The following is a 16989-nucleotide window of genomic DNA, read 5'->3' as shown; positions in this document are numbered from 1 at the left end:
ATGCGTTCCACCACGACACAGCCGACCGTCGAGCGGGCCGCCGCGGCCTTTGTGGGCCTCGTCGGTGTGTCATCCACCGTCCTCCTGCTCGTCCAGGGCACCCGGGCCGCAGGGGCCCCCGCCTGGTTACTGCCTGCACTGGCCGTGCTGGGAGCCGTCATACCGCCGGCCGGCGTGTTCGTACTGGGCAGAGCTTCCTATCGGGCCGCCCTGGCGGCGTTCTTGCCAGCGGCCGCCTGTCACGCCGCGATCCTCGGTGTCTCGGGGACCGGCCTCTTGCTGAAGATTCTGCTGGGCCTGTCCGTCGGTGTTTCCGTCCTGATCTGCGCACGAGCGACCCTGCTGCGAGCCGAGGCGTCGGAAAACCGTGCACGAAACCGCTTCTGAGATGACGGCACCCCACACCTCCGACTCCGGGCTACGCCACACCGTCGACTTCCTGCTCTTCGAACGGCTCAACGCGTTGGGCTGGAGCATGTCCCTGCCCGTTTTCCGGGTGCTCTGCGCCACGGGCAGCGCGTTGACGCTCCCGGTGCTGCTGGCGGGATCTCTGTTCGGCGCGCGCCTGCTGCGAGGAACGGCCGAGCTGCCGGGCCCGGTGGTGGTCGGCGGGTTTCTGCTGGTCAACCTGTACGCGGGTGGTGGATACCTGCTGCGCGAGACCTTCTCCCGACGGCGCCACAGCGTCAGCGGCAGCCCCAATGAGCGGTTCTTCAGGGCCCTCGACATCAGAGCCCGCAATGTGTTCCTGGCGTACTGCGCCGGCCGGATCGTCTACTTCCATGCCGCCCTGCTCGCCGTGGACGGGGCCTTCCTGGCTGTATTCCGGCGCGTTCTGGCCGGCCCGCTCCTATGGGGGCTGCTGTGCACACCACTGGTGCTGTGTCTGCTCACGCTGGCCGTGTCGGCCCGGCTGGCCACCCGCGCCGGGACGGCTGCCGTGGCCACCGGGCCCGGCACGCCAGCGGCGCTGGCCCTGGTATCCGTCGCCACAGGCCTGGCCACGGGAGCGCTGCTGGGCGGCTCTGGGACCGCGTCGGGCGCGGGCTCAGGCATGGGAGGGGGGACAGGCCTGGGCGCAAATGCAGAAGCGACCGGGCCGCTGGTCACCGTCGTGGCGACAGCCGGCGTCCTGCTCGCCGTCGCGGCAGCGCGGTGTCTCGTGCGTGACTTTCGCCGCCTGGACCAAAGCGCATTCGTCATCCGCTCCTCCGGGCACCCCGCCACCCTGCCGGCCATGGCCTTCCGCCCCGCGCGCCTTCCGATTCTGCCGGTGATACACCGGCACTTCTCCGCCAGCCGTACCTACCCGATGATCAAGCGGGCCTACGTGGTCCTCATGATGGCTGTATTGATGCTGGCCGGTGTCCACGCCTCCGGCAGCGGACTGCTGCCTTTGCCGGCCGGAGCTGAACAGCCTTTGACACGCGTCGCAGTCACCCTGGGGTTTGTACTGCTGCTGGGCTGCACGGAGCTGATGCTGGCCACCAGCGGTCCGACGGCACTCGGATCTCAGTTCCGGTTCGCCTGGGAGAATCTGCTCTCCCACCGCCACATCGCGCTGAGTGCCGCCCTTTACTACACAGCCCACACCGTGCTCCTCGCCACCGGCGTAGCAACGGTCGCCGGACTGGTCAGCGGCTCGGTCCTGTGGCAGATGCCGTTCCTGGGCATCGGGGTCATGTCCGCGTCGCTGATCGCGGAATCCCTTGCTTCAGCCCCCAAGCGGCTGACAGACGGCACCAGCGCCCCCGGCGTGTTCGTGGCCTGTGTCTCCATCGGGCTGGCGCTGCCCGCCCTGGCAGGCAGCGCCCTGCACCTTCTGCCCCTGCGGCTGTCGGCCGCCTTCTACAGCGTCTGTCTCTTCGGAGGAGCAATCACGTGCGTCGGCCGTCGGGTCAAGTCCCTGCCCTTGAGATCTGTGACGTGACAGCGGGTTACACGGAGGGCACCCCGGTCTTCACCGGACTTTCGCTCTCCTTCGGCAAGCCGGGGCTGGTGCACCTGCGCGGAGCCAACGGCGCAGGCAAGTCCACTTTGGTGGAACTCTGCTCCGGCTACCTGGTCCCCTGGCGGGGGACTGTGAAGGTCGGTGGTCTGCATGCGCATAGCCCAGCTGCTCGGGCCGGGCGCCGCATCTGCCGGACACAGCCCGCGCTCTATCCCGACATGACGGTCCGGGACCACCTCGTCTTCACTGCACGGTGCCGCGGTGCGGACCCCGCCGAAGGCCAGGACCGCGCCGTCCAGCTGGGCTTGGAACCCTGGTTGGACCATGCGGCGAAAACCCTGTCCACCGGCAACACCCGCAAGCTCTGGTACGTCATCTGCACTCTCGGCAGCTTTGGCTGTGCCGTCCTGGATGAGCCGTTCAACGGCATTGACCAGGGCGGCGTGGAGAAGATCGCCGAGGAGCTCTCCCTGTGGGCCGCCGATCGGCTCGTCCTCCTCGTCAGCCACGCGGTGCCCGCTGCCTTGACGGTGACGGAGGACCTCGTACTGGACCCAATCCTGCATCCGGGAGAGTCATGGCACTGATCGAGGCCTTCGGGCTCACGAAACGATTCGGCGACAAGACGGTCGTGGAGGACCTGTCCTTCCGCGTGGAGCCGGGAAAGGTCACCGGTTTCCTCGGGCCCAACGGCGCCGGCAAGTCGACCACTATGCGGCTCATGCTGGGGCTCGACGTAGGCGACGGCGAGACGTTTTTCGACGGTGTCCCGTACCGGCAGCTGACCCAGCCTGCCCGCAGGGTCGGCGCGCTGTTCGACGCACGCTCCTTCCACCCGGCCCGAACGGCCGTCAATCACCTGCGGATGCTTGCGAAAGGGGCCGGACTGCCCACTTCCCGCGCTGACGAGGTGCTGGAGCAGGTCGGCCTCACCCCGGTCTCCACCGCCCGGCCCAGGGGCTTCTCGCTGGGAATGCTCCAGCGGCTCGGCCTCGCCGCAGCGCTGCTGGGCTCACCGGATACGCTGATTCTGGACGAACCCGCCAACGGGCTCGACCCGCAGGGCATCCACTGGCTCCGGGAGCTGCTGACCCAGTACGCGGCTGCCGGCAACTCCGTGCTGATTTCCTCCCACGCGCTCGCCGAAGTAGAAGCGGTCGCCGACCACCTGGTGGTGATCGGACGAGGTCGGCTGCTCGCCGACCTGCCACTGCCCGAGTTCATCCGTTCCTTCGAGCTCGAAGCCGTGCTCGTGCGCACGCCCGAAGCAGAAGAACTGGCGCGGGCCGCGGAGAAGGAGGGCGGCACGGTACTGGAACGGGAAGCCGAACTGGTCGTCATCCGCGGGCTGACACAGCGACACATCGCGGAGATCGCCGCGTCCCTGCGCATCCTCGTCTACGAGCTGGTCGCCCGCACCTCGACGCTGGAGGCCGCGTACCTGCGCGCCTCGGCGGAACAGACTGACTTCGAGGCCCGGCAAACCAGTCAGAAGGTGAGAGTATGAGCACAGCACTCGCTTACGAGTGGTTGCGGCTGCGGACACTGCGCAGCACATGGTGGGCGGCCGCCACTACCTTGATCGTTACCGCCCTGCTGGCCTTGGCCTTCGGAGCCTTGATCAAGGATATGTCGGCTAACCGGGGGCAGGCCGTGCCAGGCTCCGAACTGCTCGTCATCATGCTGACGAAGTCACCGCTGACACCGGTGATCGCGGGCGTGCTGGGTGTCTTCGCGATGGGGCACGAATACCGGTACGGCACCATCCGCACCACTCTCGCTCTGTTCCCCGACCGGTCCATCACCTATTGCGCCAAGACCGCGTCGATCGCTGCCTTCAGTGCTCTGCTCGCGCTGGTCAACCTGGTCGTGGCCTGGGCCGTCGCTCTTCCTCTGCTGGCCGGTGAATCCTTGGAGGGCCTCTCGGCGACTCTCCTGTTCCGCGTCCATATAGGCCAAGTGCTGCTTACTGTGGGGTGGGGCCTGTCAGGCGTTGCGCTGGGGACACTCATCCGTTCCCGGACCACGGCATTGGCCCTCCTGCTGGCCTTTCCCTTCGTGGCGGAGCCGATGCTGCGGGCGGTCCTGGCCAACTCCGGCCAGGCAGTACTTGAGCACGCGGCGATGTTCCTGCCCTTCACTGCGGGCGGTGCCATGACCAGCGCTGCCGACGTGGATACCACTCTCCTGGACAATGGCACCCACTTGGGGCCCCTGGCGGGCGGCGCGGTCTTCCTCGCCCTGATCACCATCGAAACAGCAGCGGCAGTGACAGTTTTCCGACGCCGTGACGCCTGACCCGGCCGGACAGGCAGGGGCTCGTCCCGACGCTACCGGGACGAGCCCCTGCACCACGATACGGCGGCATCCGGGCGGCACGACGAGTGCCCTGTTGCTTGCCCTCCTCCCCGGCCCGGCTGCCAAGACCACGGCGTCGATGCCGCGGTACTCGTGTGGGGACTGCCGTGGGTCGTACCGCCGCCCCGCAAACTGCCCGTCCCCTCCTGAGCCACCTGCAGATGCCCTGCCGCAGCTTCTGTGCAGGGATGTTCTCTTAGCTCACGCCTCTGCCTCGCCGCCGCGGAGCTGCGGCGTGAGATCAACGGCGGAGCCAACGGACCATGCCTTGGCATCGTTCCCGGGCGGCGGTTCGGACCTGAGCCGAAAGGGCGGCGACGTACCTCAGTCGGCTGGGCAGCCCGTTTCAGTCAGCGGCCTTGATCGATGACGTCGTGGAGGTACTGCATGGCGAGATTCTCGGCGTGTTGGCGCCGTTCAACGAGCGCTCCATCGGTATCGGACCAGCGGCGGTAGAGATCGACGGTGGCGAGGAGCGCCCGTCCGGCTTCGTGGCGGTCGTAGCCGCACAGCGTTGCCTGTAGGTCGCTCGCCTCTTGGGGCGCGATGGTCTCCAGGTGGCGTACACCGCGGGGGATCGCGCCCACCCGTCGGGCGGCCAGGGGGCCGAGCACGGTCTCACGCAGGTAGGTGAGGAAACCGATGGTCTCGAACAGTTCTCCGCGGCCGAGCTTCGTCGCGCCGTAGTGCACCCAGATCCAGAACCGGTCCTCGATCCACTGGAGGTCGAACGCCGGAACGGCCGGCGGCTGCTGGGTGAGAGCGCCGGCCAGGAGGCCGTCCCGGTCCCACAGGATCTCCGGGTCCTCGGTCCGCTCGGCGAAGTCGGAGGCCCGGACGAACTTGAAGTCGACATGCAGGAGAGGCGGCCCGACGAGCGTGATGATCACGCGCGGCTCGCCGACATGTTCTCCGGTGAATCCGGCGACCAGGGAGGTCCAGGAGCCGATCAGTACGAGCCGCTCCCGCATGACCGCGTCGTACGCCGCGTCATCGATGACCAGGATCAGGTCCACGTCCGAGTAGGCATCGGGGCGGCCTCCCGCCAACGACCCGGTGATCGCCACGCCGACCACGCGCGCATCCTGCCGGATCCGAGGAAGTGCGTCGCTCAGGAACCGGCTGTGCAAGGCGGGGACGTCCATCTGCTTTCCTTCCGATCGGAGCAAAGCAGAGCAACCTAGCACTCGGCCGGGCGGGAATCGCAACCCGAATTTCTCACACACGACGGCGCCTTCGGAATCCCCGCGCGCCGGCGAAGTCGGCCTCATTGTCGCCGAGTACCGCGCCGGTCCCACCGACACGATCATCACGGCCTTTCAAGGACATGACTCACGATTCGTCGGCCTGGCACGGACCTGATTCAACTGGGGGTGGGCTGCGTGGCGGGCTCCGGGGCGGTTGCCGGGGCCGCGCCGGGCACGAGCGCCTTGGGACCTTCGGGGGCGGGCAGCCGGGTGGGTAACGCGCTTACCGGGAGGCGTTGTTGCAGGTGAGGCGTTTGACTTCTCGCAGGATGGGAGGCTCGATGGACTGCACGCCGGGTAGCGCGCCGATGCGGTGGTCGAGGTAGCGGTACAACTCGTCCGTGTCGTGGAACATGCCGGTGGCGACCAGGTTGGACGGGCCGGTGGTGGCGGCCGCGAAGGGGATTTCCGGGTGGGCGGCGAGGGCGGTGCCCACGGTGCCGAGTTGCCCGGGGGCCACGCGCAGCCAAAAGCGCACCAGGAGGTGGTAGCCGAGTAGTTCCGGGACGAAGTCGACGGCGAGCCGCAGTGCTGCGGTGGCGCGCAGGCGGTCCAGGCGCCGGGTGATGGCGGCGGGTGAGCGGCCGGTGGCCCGGGCGAGTTCGGCGACGGTGGCGCGGCCGTCCTTGGCGAGTTCGGCGATGAGCTGTTCGTCCGCGGCGTCCGGTGGGCGGGCATCGGGGGCCGGCTGGGGTGGCGCCTCGTGCTGGTCGTCGGTGGCGTGGGTGGCGGGGGCCGGGGCCGGGATGTGCCAGGCGTCAGCGGCGCTGGAGAAGGCGTGCAGCAGGTGGTAGGCGTGGACGGAGCTGACGCGTGGGGTCTGGGGAAGTTCGTCCAGGAAGAGGGCGTCGCGTTCGACCGCCGTCCTGCCCGGCATGCTCGTCACCGGACTGGGCCTGGGCACCGCCCTGATGCCTTCAGCCTGGGCACCCTGGGCGCGCGGCCGCAGGATGCCGGCATCGCCTCGGCCATGGTCAACTCCTCCCAGCAGGTCGGCGGCGCGGTCGGCACCGCCCTGCTCAACACCATCGCCGCAACCACGACCGTCGCCTACACCCGCCACCACCCCGGCCGGGCCACCGAGGCCCTCGTTCACGGCTACAGCACCGCCCTGTGGTGGGCCGCCGGCATCATCACCCTCGCCGCGATCACCGCCACCCTCCTCATCATCCACGACCCCCGCCCCCGGCCGTATCCGCACACCCCACAGCCCGACGAGCCCGGCCACGTTCGCGGCGTACGCGGCTGACCCGGCCCCTGACCCGCAAGACCCGCACCTCACCCAAGGAGTGACATGTCCGCCCTCAACACCGGAATCGACGCCCTCACCGGCAGCCCCGCCGGCCTGGCCCAGTACCGGGCAAGGCCGTGCTGATCGTCAACGCCGCCGCTGCGTCCTGTGCTGCCTCTGCAGGCGATCGTCGCTCCTGTCGCCCGCACTCCCGTACGGAGGGGGCTCTTCGGGCGCGGGGCGATCGGCCCCTCCGACCAGGCCCGATGCCCCAACCGTATGCCGCCATACCGAACAGGCTTTGGACCCGGGCCGCCCCGTCCGCGGACGATGAGAGCTCTGGCCCGGCGCCTTCGCGCCGTCTCATCGGGGCCGGGTTCATACGGCATTCCACTGAAGGAGCGCGGCATGCGGGTATATGTCACCGGAGCGACCGGATTCGTGGGAACCGCGGTGGTGCGGGAGCTCCTCGGAGCCGGGCACACGGTTACCGGTCTGGCCCGCTCGGACGTGGCCGCCGCGGCGCTGACGGCCGCCGGTGCCGGGGTGCACCGCGGTGCCCTCGACGCCCCGGGCAGCCTGCGGGACGGGGCGGCCGCGGCGGACGGTGTGATCCACCTCGCCTATCACCACGACTTCTCGGAGCACGCGGCCTTCGAAGGGGCCGCCCGGCTGGACCTGCGTGCCGTCGAGGCGCTCGGGGCGGCGCTCGAAGGCACGGGAAAGCCGTTCGTGGTCACTTCGGGAACGCTGATGCTCGCGAGCCTGGCCCCGGGCCGTACCGGTACCGAGGAGGATCTGCCCCAGCCCGGTGCGGACGGGCCCCGGATGGCTTCGGAGAACGCGGCCAGGGCGCTGGCGGAGCGCGGTGTGCGCGCGTCGGTCGTCCGGCTCGCGCCGTCCGTGCACGGCGTGGACGACCGCAGGGGCTTCGTCCCGCATCTGATCGGCATCGCCCGCGAGAAGGGCGTTTCGGCCTACGTCGGCGACGGGTCCAACCGCTGGCCCGCCGTGCACCGGCTCGACGCCGCGCGCCTGTTCCGGCTGGCGCTGGAGTCCGCCCCGGCCGGCGCGACCCTGCACGGAGCCGCCGAGGAGGCCGTCCCGTTCCGCGCCATCGCCGCAGCGATCGGCAACGGCCTGGGCCTGCCGGTCACCGGCATCGCCCCCGAGGAGGCGACCGCGCACTTCGGCTTCCTCGGCGCGCTGGTACCGCTGGACAACCCCACGTCGAGCGCCCTGACCAGGCAGCGACTGGGGTGGGGCCCCGCGCACCCGGCACTCGTGCCGGACCTGGCTGCGGGGCACTACTTCGCCGGGGGGACGAGCAGGTCCTGAAGGGAGCCGGTGCGTACGGCGGCTTCTACCGGGCGGGCCGGTGGCGGCGCGATCCGCCTGCCGGGCGGGCCGGTGGCCGTGCCATCCACCCGCCGGACCGGCCGGTGGCCGTGCCAGGCGGCCGTGCCACCCGCCCGCCCGGGCCGGCCGGTCAGTCCACCGGCCCGTTCGGGACGATCTGGAGCTTGCGGCCGGTGCCCTGCGCGAACGTCCGCAGCGCCTCGGCGTACTGGTCCAGCCCGAACCGGTGGGTGATCATCTTCTCGCAGTCGACGATGCCCTTGCCCAGCATCTCGACCGCCCGGCCGTAGGTGTGCAGGATCGCCATGCTGCCGACGATGCGGATCTCGTCGTTGTAGATCCGGAACGGCGAGAACCGCGCCGTCTCCTGGTCGGGCGCGCAGCCGAACTGCTGGAACGTGCCGCCGCGGATCGGCCGGGTCAGCCCGTCCTCGATGGCCCGTACGTTGCCGGTGCAGTCGGTGACCACCTGCCAGCCCAGCGGGTGATCGGCGGTCAGGGCGTCCGCGCTGGTGGCGACGGCGTCGGCGCCGAGTTCGCGGGCGACCGTCAGCCGGTCCTCGTTGATGTCCACCACCGAGACCGAGGCGGCCCCGGCGCGCTGTGCGACCTGGAGGTAGAGCAGCCCCATCGTGCCCGCGCCGTAGATCAGGAAGTGGTCGCCCAGCTTGGGGGCGACGAGGTCGAAGCCCCGCAGGATGGTGGAGAGCGGCTCGATCAGCGGGGCGTGCCGCAGCGCGACGGTCTCCGGCAGGCGGTAGCAGTTGCCGGCCGGGACCCGGACGTACTCGGCGGCGGCGCCGTCCATCGTGATGCCGATGGTGCCCCACTTCTCGCAGAGGTTGCCGTGGCCGATGGCGCAGAAGTGGCAGGTACCGCAGTAGACCGCCGGGTCGGCGGCGACCGCGTCGCCCTCGGCGAGACCGGTCACCGCGGAGCCCACCGCCACGACCTCGCCGGAGAACTCGTGCCCGGGGATCACCGGGTACCGCGTCGGCCCGAACTCGCCCGCCAGCATGTGCACATCGGTGCCGCACAGCCCGGCGGCGGTGACCTTGAGGACCACGTCGTCCGGGCCGGGCACCGGGTCCGGGACCTGGCCGACGGACAGCTTGTCCGGCTCCTCGATGACAACTGCGCGCATGGTCGTGACCGCCTTTCGGGGGAGGGACGGGGCGGGCGGGCTCAGGCCGCGGGCACGCCCGGGGACGTCAGGTTGCGCGACTCGACCTGCTTGATCTTCTCCACCTTGGGGGCGGAACCGCCGCCGGCGAAGTCGGAGACCAGCCAGTGCTCCAGGCACACCAGGGCGGCCTCGACGCCCATCGTGCGGCTGCCGAAGCAGGCCACCTGCGCGTCGTTGGACTTGCGGGCGCGCTCCGCGCTGTAGCTGTCCGGGATCTGCGCGGCCCGGATGCCGGGCACCTTGTTGGCGGCGATGGCCATGCCGATGCCGGTGCCGCAGACCAGGACGGCGCGCTCGTGCTCGCCGCGCGCGACGCTGCGGGCGACCCGCTCCGCGACGTCCGGGTAGTCCTCGCCGTCCGCGGCGCTCAGGTCGGTGACCTGGTGGCCGCGTGCGGTGAGGTAGGCGGCCATGGCGTCCTTCATGGCGGTCGCGGCGTCGTCGGCGCCGAGGGCGATGCGGTACGTGTCCTGCACGGTGGACTCCCTAGGGGGTCGGGGGAAGCGGGGCGGGGACGCCGGCCGCGGCGACTTCTTCGAGGACCTGGCGCAGACTGCCGGTGTCGTGCGCGAGCCGGCCCAGGAACAGGCCGTCCACGCTGCCGGCGAGCTGTCCGAAGGTGCCGGGTCCGGCGGTGCCGCCGTAGACGACCCGGCCGGACACGCCGTGGTCGCGCAGGCACGCGCCGACGGCCGTGGCCACCGTCCGTACGTGCTGCGCGGGGGCCGGTTCGCGGGCGCCGATGGCCCAGACCGGCTCATAGGCGATGATCACTTCACTGCCGGGCCCGGTGCCGCCGAGCGCCGCCCGCACCTGGGTCAGCGTCTCCTCGACGGCCCGCGCGGGACCGGCGTCGTGCCGCTCGCCCGCGCAGATGACGGGGACCAGCCCGGCCCGGACGGCGGCGCCGGCCTTGGCGGCCACGGTCGTGTCCGTTTCGCCGAAGTGCCGGCGCCGTTCGGCGTGGCCGACCGCGGCGTAGCGCGCGCCCGCCTCGGCGAGCATGCCCGCGGAGACCTCGCCGGTCCACGCACCGGTCTCCGCCCAGTGCACGTCCTGGGCGCCGTACGCGATGCCCGTACCGGCGAGCAGTTCCCGGGCGTCGGCCAGGGCGGGGAAGGCCGGCAGGACGAACAGGTCGACGGGCCGGGGCAGTTGCGCCATGGCGTCCTGGAGCGCGGCCACCTCCGCGAGCCACTTCCTGGTCGCGGCCAGTCCGAAGTAGAGCTTCAGCGATACGCCGACGACCGGGCGGCGGCCCGCTCCAAGGGGCCCGTGGGCCCCGGAGGACCGGGCCGCCGTCGACATCGCGTTCTCAGGAATCACGTCGTTCATGATGCTTCAAACAAAAGCACATGTGAAGTTCTCAGATCAAGACGTTATCTTTCCCGTTCTCGCGAGATTTCTGTGTTGTGGGGAGGGGTGTGGTGCGGTGACGGATGTGGTGCGTCCGTCAGGCCAGCGGCTTGGAGAGCACGGCCTTGCGGTGGCTGAACGTCTCGATCGAGTACCGGCCGTGGTAGCGGCCCATGCCGCTCTCGCCGACGCCGCCGAACGGCAGGTCGGAGGCGGTCAGATGGGCCACCGGCAGGCCGAAGCCGAGGCCGCCCGAAGAGGTCTCCTCGGTCAGCCGCCGCCGGGTCTCCGCGGACTCCGTGAAGGCGTACAGCGCGAGCGGCTTGTCCCGGTCGTTGACGAAGTCGATCGCCGCGTCCAGGTCCGCCACCTCGACGACCGGCAGGATCGGGCCGAAGATCTCCTCCCGCATCACCGGCGCGTCGGGCGCGACCCCGCCGAGCACGGTCGGCGCGATGTACCTGCGGTCCCGGTCGTGCGTGCCGCCCACGACGGTGCGGCCCGAACCGAGCAGTCCGGCCAGCCGGTCGAAGTGCCGGTCGTTGACGATCCGGCTGTAGTTCGGGGCGGTGGCCGGGTCGTCGCCGTAGAGCGCGGCGACGGCGCGCGCGAGGGCGGGCTCCAGGCGGGCGGCCGTCTCCGGGTCGGTCAGGACGTAGTCCGGCGCCACGCAGGTCTGGCCCGCGTTGAGGAACTTGCCGGCCACCAGCCGGGCGGCGACCGCGTCCGGGTCCGTGCCGCGGTCCACGAACGCGGGCGACTTGCCGCCCAGCTCCAGGGTGACCGGGGTGAGGTGCCGGGCCGCCGCGGTCATCACGATCCGGCCGACGGTGCCGTTGCCCGTGTAGAAGATGTGGTCGAAACGCTGCGCCAGCAGGGCCGTCGTCTCCGGAACGGCGCCCTCCACGACGGCGACCGCGTCCGCGTCCAGGAAGCGGGGCAGGAGCCGGGTCACCGCGGCGGAGGTGGCGGGCGCCAGCTCGCTGGGCTTGGCGACCGCGCAGTTGCCGGACGCCAGCGCGCCGACCATCGGGGCCAGCAGCAGTTGCAGCGGATAGTTCCAGGGGGCGATCACCAGGACGACGCCCAGCGGGTCGTACACGGTCCAGGCGTCCGCGCCGTCGAGGTGCGGCGGCACCGGCGCGGGCTCGGGCCGCAGCCACTCCTCCAGGTGGGCCAGGGTGTGGTCGATCTCCCGCAGCGTGAAGTCGATCTCGGTGCGGTACGCCTCGGCCTCGCCCTTGCCCAGGTCCGCGTGGAGGGCCGCGGCGAAGTCCGGACCGTGCTCGGTGAGCATCGCGCGCAGCCGCCGCAACTGGTCGGTGCGCCACTCCAGGGGCTTGGTACGGCCGGTGCGGAAGGTGGCGCGCAGCCGTGCGACCACGGCGTCCGGCTGCTCGGGGGTGCTGGTCATGCGGGTCTCCGGTCGGTGCGGGGCGGCGGGAGCGGGGGCTGTCCGCCGCCCGGTAGCTCATCGCTTGACAAAGTCAAGCAGTCTCCTTCCATGTAAAGGCCAACAATTGCAGAAGTCAAGTAACCCGCTATCCTGGTTCCGTGTCCGACCTCACCCCGCCCACCCCCGACGACCTCGTGGAACCGTTCGCCCGCACGGTCCGTGGCTACTACGACGACCTCGCCGCCGCCGCGCTGCGGCACGGCCTGAGCACCGCGCAGGCCCGCGCGCTCATCGCCCTGGAGGAGCCGCTGTCGATGAGCGCGCTCGCCGGGCACCTGGTCTGCGACGCCTCGAACGCGACCCGGCTCATCGCCCGTATGCAGGAGCGCGGACTCGTACGGCGCGAGGCGGCGCCGCAGGACCGGCGCAGCAAGGTGGTCACCGCCACCGGGGAAGGGCGAGCGCTCGCCGCCCGGGTACGTGCCGACATGCGCGCCGTGCACGACGCGCTCCACGCCCTCGCACCCGAGGAACGCGCCGCCCTGTTGCCGCTGCTGGAACGCCTGGGCGCGCTCCTGGGCCGCTGAATTCCCCGCGGGGGCCGTCGCGGGCTCCTTGGCCGCCCCGGAGGGGGACGACCCGTTGTCATCCCGCTAAAGTCGGATGAATACCCGCTGGTGGAAGAGGCCGTGCGGGTTGTTCGGGGCTGGGCGCCCCAAGGTTCGGGGCCGGGGTGCCCCAGGGTTCGGGGCCGGGGTGCCCCTGGGGAGGACGTAGATCCGCATGAGCCGCCGCTCCAACGGATTAGTGGCCGTCTGGGCCGAGGCGCAGCGTCAGCAGCAGCGCCGGCAGGAGGCCCAGCGGCGGGCCGGTGAACAGGCCCGCCGCGACCGGGAGCGGCAGCAGCGCGACACCGAGCGCGCCATGGCCCGGATGCAGCGCGAACGGCAGACCGCGTACCGGCAGCAGCGCGAAGCCGACGCCCGCCGCCGCACCGAGGAGCTGGACGCCCGCATGGCCGAGCTGTCCGGCCTGCTGGCCGACGGCTCCCGGGCCCCCGCCTTCACGCCCGCCGCGCTGCGCCGCCCCGAGCACGTCGAGCCGTTCGCGCCCGGCCGGCTGGCCGTGCCCGTACCGATGCCCGACCCGGCCGCCTACCAGCCGCAGACCGGCGGCTGGTCCCTCGGCGGCGCCCGCCGCGCGCAGGAGGAGGCCCGCGCCCGCTACGAGCACGACTGGCACGCGGCGCAGGCCGCCGAGGCGCAGCGCCTGCGCCAACTGGAGGACTACCGACGGCAGTACGACCAGTGGGCGGCCGGACAGCTGGCCGGGATCAGGAGCCACAACGCCGACGTCGAGGACCTGCTGACCGGGCTGCGCGACGGCGACCCCGAAGCGGTGGTCGGGTACTTCTCCGCCGTGCTGTACGCCACCGGCCGTCCGGAGGGCTTCCCGCGCCGCGTGCACGCGGCCTACGACCCGGCGGCGCGCCAACTCGTCCTGGACTGGGAGCTGCCCGGGTTCGACATCGTGCCCGCGGCCAAGGCGGTGCGGTACGTGAACGCGGCCGACCAGGACAAGGACGTCGCCCGCCCGCTCACCCAGCGGCGGGCCGCCTACCGCGACGTGCTCGCCCAGTCCGTTCTGCTCGTGCTGCACGACCTGTTCGCGGCGGACGTCTTCGGAACGCTCGGCTCGGTGACCGCCAACGGCTTCGTGGACGACGTGGACCCGGCCACCGGACGCCCCGCGCAGGTGTTCCTGGCCACCGTCACGGCGCCCCGGGACGCCTTCGAGCACCTGCACCTGGCGCAGGTCGACGCGGTGGAATGCCTCACCGGCGGGCTGCGCGGGCAGCTGTCCGCGCGTCCCGACCAGCGGGCCGCGGTGCGCCCGGCGCGGCGGCCGGACGACGTGGGCGGCGGCGTGGTCACGCACGGCGGCGAGGACGAGCCCGATCTGTTCGCGATGGACCCGATCGCGTTCGAGGACCTGGTCGCCGAGCTGTTCCGCGCGATGGGCATGCAGGCCGTGACGACGCAGCGGTCCGGCGACGGCGGTGTGGACGTGGACGCGCTCGACCCCGACCCCATCCGCGGCGGCAAGATCATCGTGCAGGTGAAGCGGTACCGCAACACGGTGCCGCCGACGGCCGTGCGCGACCTGTTCGGCACCGTCCAGTCCGCGGGCGCCAACAAGGGCGTGCTGGTCACCACGTCCCGCTTCGGCCCCGGCGCGCACGCCTTCGCCAACGGCAAACCGCTCACCCTCGTCAGCGGGCCCGAACTGGTCGACCTGCTGGCCCGGCACGGGCTGCGCGGACGTCTGGGGGACACCGCGGGCCCGGCGCGGCGGACGGCGCCCGCCGGGGAGAAGCGCGGCGGGCAGGTCCCGGAGGAGGACGGTGCCGCGGGCAGCATCCTCGGCATGAACTGGTCCGGCGGCGTCGCGCTGGACGTCTGCGCGCTGGTCTGCCAGGGCGGCCGCGTCCTGAGCGACGACCACTTCGTCTTCTACAACAACCCGCGCACCCCGGACGGCACGGTCCGCATGCTCTCCGGCTTCGCCCCCGACCGGGCCGCGATGCAGGTGGTCTTCGAGGCGCTGCCCGCCACCGCCGACCGGCTGGTGCTGGTCGCGGCCATCGACCCGGAGGCCGATCCGCACGCGGACCTGTCCGGCTTCACCGACGCCCGGATCCGCCTCGTGGACGAATCCGGCGCCGAACAGGGGCAGTTGGAGGTCTCGGACGGCCGCCCCGGCGAGACGGCCCTGGTCCTCGGCTCGTTCCGCCGCCGCGCGAACGGCGACTGGGACTTCGTCATCGGCGGCAAGGGGTACGAGGGCGGCCTGGAGGCGCTGGTGCGGGAGTACGGGATCGAGGTCGCCTGACTGAGCGTTTGGTCCTGTGGTGGGTGTCGGGTTCCGCGCCAGTTGGGGGTGGTTTCGCCGGTGGGGCGGTGGGTCATGAGGTCGGTCATCGCGGGCTGGATCAGGGTTTCGCTGCGGTGCGGGTGGGTTTCATCGTCGCGGATGAGCCTGCGGTGGTGCATGAGCCGGCCGATGCTGCGTTCGATGGTCCGGCGATGCGGTAGCACCGTGAATCCGCGGGCGGTGGATGTCGATGCCGGGTGGCCGGGCGCCGTGGCCGATGGCTCTGGTGCGGTAGTCGGCGGCGGTGCCGAGCCTGCCAGGCGGTGAGCACGGGTTCGATCAGTGCCCAGCGGTCGTCGGACAGGTCGCTGGGGTACCCGTCGCGCGGGACGTATCTTCGATGTACTGCGCGGCGGCCGGCGTGGCGAGGGACGCAGGTCCACTGACCGCCCGTCCTGGGCGGAGACGGGTGCCGGGATGAAACACGCCTTTGCTGTCACGCCTCCGGCCGACCGGCTCACCGGTCCCTTTTGTCGCGAGCCTGCGCACTGCCCAAATCCCAACGAGAAGCGGCGAGACAGGGCCAAGCGCTCAGTGAGGGGGCTCGGGTTGGTGCCGGCGGAGGAACGGCCGGCCGGGCTCGGTCGGAGGTGGTGCGGGCACCTGGAAGGCGTTGAGCAGGGCCGAGGTCGCGAGGTAGGCGCCGATCAGGTTGACCATGTCGAGGACGCCGGTCTGCCCCACCGCCTCCACCGCGAGGCGGTACGTGTCGTCGCGGACGTACCGGGTGCGTGCCAGTTCGTCCGTGAAGCCGTGCACGGCTGCTTCGGCGGATGAGAAGGCGGCACTCGGACGTCCGGCGAGGACTGCATCGATCACTGGCTCGGCGACGCCGGCGTGCCGGGCCATCGCGGTGTGGACGCAGATCTCGTACTCGCAGTTCCACGCCGTTCCGACGGTGAGGATGATGATTTCGCGCAGGGGCGCGGCCAGGGACGATCGGGCCTGGTCGGTGAGGATCCAGTCCAGGAAGGCCGTGCCGGTGGCCGGGCGGTGCACGAACGCGTTGAACGGTCCGATCAGATCTCCTTCGGCCGTGGCCGCGGCGGCCCCCGCCTCCCGGGCCCACGGCACGACCTCGTCCCGCATGCGCCGCTGCGCGGCGAGCTGCTCCTTTGTGAGCGGGCCGCGGGAGGCCAGGGGCAGCCGCCCGCCCCAGTGGCGGTCTTCAGCCGAGGGCTGAGCGGCGCCGGTCATGACGCGGCGAAGTCGGTGATCAGGTCGGACAGGGCCTGCGGCGCCTCCATCGGTACCTGGTGGCCGCAGTCGATGGACGCGATCGTGACGTTGGACAGGTGGGGCACCGTCAGCTTCTTCTGCATCTCCAGGCCCCAGGTCGGGTCGCCGTCCGCGACGATCAGCAGGGTCTCGACGTCGATCGGCGCGGCGCGCTCGGTCCAGTCCTCGTATATCCCCTCCTTCAGCCAGGCGTCCCAGGCCTTGCGGTTCATCCGCGCGTAGTCTTCGCAGGCACGGTCGAACACTTCCGGCTCCAGCGGCAGCGTGGTGCGGTCCAGCACGAACTTCTTGGCGTCTGCGTCGTCCCTGCGGCTCTCGAACAGTTCGCGCGGCAGGTCCTCGCCGCCGACTTCCTGCCCGAGCGGCGTGGGGGTGATCAGCACGAGCTTCGCCGGTGGATGCGCGAGCCCCAGCCCGGCGCCGGCCCGGCCGGCAAGGATCTGCATGACCTTGCCGGTCATCGAGTGACCGACCAGCACGTAGTCGGTCAGGCCGAGTTCGTTGATCGTGGCGGCGAACGCGGCGGCCATCTCGGCCATCGTGTAGCCCGGGACCGCGTGGGCCTCGCCGTGGCCGGGTGCGTCCACTGCCACGACCCGGAACTGCTCCGACAGCGGCGCGCTCGCCTCGATCCACTCACGGCGGGCGAAGCTGAACGAATGCGAGGTCACCAGGGTGCGCCCGGGATGCTTCGCATGGGGCTTCTGGGGAGTGTCGGTGAGGGGAAGCATG

At 71.4% G+C, this 16989-nt stretch carries 17 protein-coding genes; 9 read left to right on the top strand and 8 right to left on the bottom strand.

What is annotated here, in order from left to right:
- Genes ACH4FX_RS04620 through ACH4FX_RS04600 form a run of 5 tightly spaced genes read left to right on the top strand, consistent with a single transcriptional unit; the run spans position 1 to position 4249 of the window.
- Positions 1–387: a hypothetical protein gene (locus ACH4FX_RS04620; RefSeq protein WP_398475097.1), complete on the top strand. Its 387-nt coding sequence runs from the start codon at positions 1–3 to the stop codon at positions 385–387.
- Position 388: 1 nt separating this feature from the next.
- Positions 389–1930 (top strand): hypothetical protein, encoded by a 1542-nt coding sequence (locus ACH4FX_RS04615; RefSeq protein ID WP_398475095.1) that lies wholly within the window; start codon positions 389–391, stop codon positions 1928–1930.
- Complete coding sequence (locus ACH4FX_RS04610; RefSeq protein WP_398475093.1) at positions 1927–2538, top strand: ATP-binding cassette domain-containing protein; 612 nt, start codon at positions 1927–1929, stop codon at positions 2536–2538. Before ACH4FX_RS04615 ends, ACH4FX_RS04610 begins: the two co-directional genes overlap by 4 nt.
- The gene (locus ACH4FX_RS04605; protein ID WP_398475091.1) at positions 2529–3458 is read left to right on the top strand and encodes an ATP-binding cassette domain-containing protein; all 930 of its coding nucleotides are present in this window, start codon (positions 2529–2531) and stop codon (positions 3456–3458) included. The genes ACH4FX_RS04610 and ACH4FX_RS04605 overlap by 10 nt, the downstream gene beginning before the upstream one ends.
- Positions 3455–4249, top strand: coding sequence for an ABC transporter permease (locus ACH4FX_RS04600; RefSeq protein ID WP_398475089.1), 795 nt, complete (start codon positions 3455–3457; stop codon positions 4247–4249). Before ACH4FX_RS04605 ends, ACH4FX_RS04600 begins: the two co-directional genes overlap by 4 nt.
- A gap of 410 nt (positions 4250–4659) precedes the next feature.
- Here ACH4FX_RS04600 and ACH4FX_RS04595 read toward each other — a convergent pair whose 3' ends face one another.
- Positions 4660–5454, bottom strand: a complete 795-nt coding sequence (locus ACH4FX_RS04595; protein WP_398475088.1) for a nucleotidyltransferase domain-containing protein — start codon at positions 5452–5454, stop codon at positions 4660–4662.
- A gap of 325 nt (positions 5455–5779) precedes the next feature.
- A complete protein-coding gene (locus ACH4FX_RS04590; RefSeq protein ID WP_398475086.1) occupies positions 5780–6433 on the bottom strand; it encodes an Lrp/AsnC family transcriptional regulator in 654 nt (217 codons plus the stop codon).
- Between the two features lie 93 nt (positions 6434–6526).
- Between ACH4FX_RS04590 and ACH4FX_RS04585 the strand changes: the two genes are divergently transcribed.
- Positions 6527–6805: a hypothetical protein gene (locus tag ACH4FX_RS04585; protein WP_398475084.1), complete on the top strand. Its 279-nt coding sequence runs from the start codon at positions 6527–6529 to the stop codon at positions 6803–6805.
- Positions 6806–7195: 390 nt separating this feature from the next.
- Positions 7196–8125 (top strand): SDR family oxidoreductase, encoded by a 930-nt coding sequence (locus tag ACH4FX_RS04580; RefSeq protein ID WP_398475082.1) that lies wholly within the window; start codon positions 7196–7198, stop codon positions 8123–8125.
- Between the two features lie 151 nt (positions 8126–8276).
- Here ACH4FX_RS04580 and ACH4FX_RS04575 read toward each other — a convergent pair whose 3' ends face one another.
- The 4 genes from ACH4FX_RS04575 to ACH4FX_RS04560 all read right to left on the bottom strand — a co-directional run bounded on the left by ACH4FX_RS04575 (position 8277) and on the right by ACH4FX_RS04560 (position 12102).
- Entirely contained in the window at positions 8277–9290 is a 1014-nt protein-coding gene (locus ACH4FX_RS04575) for a zinc-dependent alcohol dehydrogenase family protein (protein WP_398475080.1), read from the bottom strand.
- 41 nt (positions 9291–9331) lie between these two features.
- Positions 9332–9808, bottom strand: a complete 477-nt coding sequence (locus ACH4FX_RS04570; protein WP_398475078.1) for an RpiB/LacA/LacB family sugar-phosphate isomerase — start codon at positions 9806–9808, stop codon at positions 9332–9334.
- 10 nt (positions 9809–9818) lie between these two features.
- Positions 9819–10658: a triose-phosphate isomerase family protein gene (locus ACH4FX_RS04565; protein ID WP_398475076.1), complete on the bottom strand. Its 840-nt coding sequence runs from the start codon at positions 10656–10658 to the stop codon at positions 9819–9821.
- Between the two features lie 127 nt (positions 10659–10785).
- Positions 10786–12102 carry an aldehyde dehydrogenase family protein gene (locus tag ACH4FX_RS04560; RefSeq protein ID WP_398475074.1) on the bottom strand — a complete coding sequence of 439 codons (1317 nt, stop codon included), beginning with the start codon at positions 12100–12102 and terminating at the stop codon, positions 10786–10788.
- Between the two features lie 140 nt (positions 12103–12242).
- Here ACH4FX_RS04560 and ACH4FX_RS04555 point away from each other — a divergent pair, with 140 nt between their 5' ends.
- Both ACH4FX_RS04555 and ACH4FX_RS04550 read left to right on the top strand, forming a co-directional pair.
- Entirely contained in the window at positions 12243–12671 is a 429-nt protein-coding gene (locus tag ACH4FX_RS04555; RefSeq protein WP_398475072.1) for a MarR family winged helix-turn-helix transcriptional regulator, read from the top strand.
- A gap of 196 nt (positions 12672–12867) precedes the next feature.
- On the top strand, positions 12868–14976 hold the full coding sequence (locus ACH4FX_RS04550) for a restriction endonuclease (RefSeq protein ID WP_398475070.1): 2109 nt from the start codon (positions 12868–12870) through the stop codon (positions 14974–14976).
- A 573-nt stretch (positions 14977–15549) separates the two neighbouring features.
- Here the strand turns inward: ACH4FX_RS04550 and ACH4FX_RS04545 are convergent.
- Positions 15550–16215, bottom strand: coding sequence for a carboxymuconolactone decarboxylase family protein (locus ACH4FX_RS04545; protein WP_398475068.1), 666 nt, complete (start codon positions 16213–16215; stop codon positions 15550–15552).
- A complete protein-coding gene (locus ACH4FX_RS04540; protein ID WP_398475066.1) occupies positions 16212–16988 on the bottom strand; it encodes an alpha/beta fold hydrolase in 777 nt (258 codons plus the stop codon). Before ACH4FX_RS04540 ends, ACH4FX_RS04545 begins: the two co-directional genes overlap by 4 nt.
- Position 16989 lies beyond the last annotated feature (1 nt).

It is taken from the genome of Streptomyces sp. NPDC018019, assembly GCF_044327805.1.
Lineage (GTDB): Bacteria > Actinomycetota > Actinomycetes > Streptomycetales > Streptomycetaceae > Streptomyces.
This window is presented reverse-complemented; position numbering and strand designations above follow the sequence as displayed.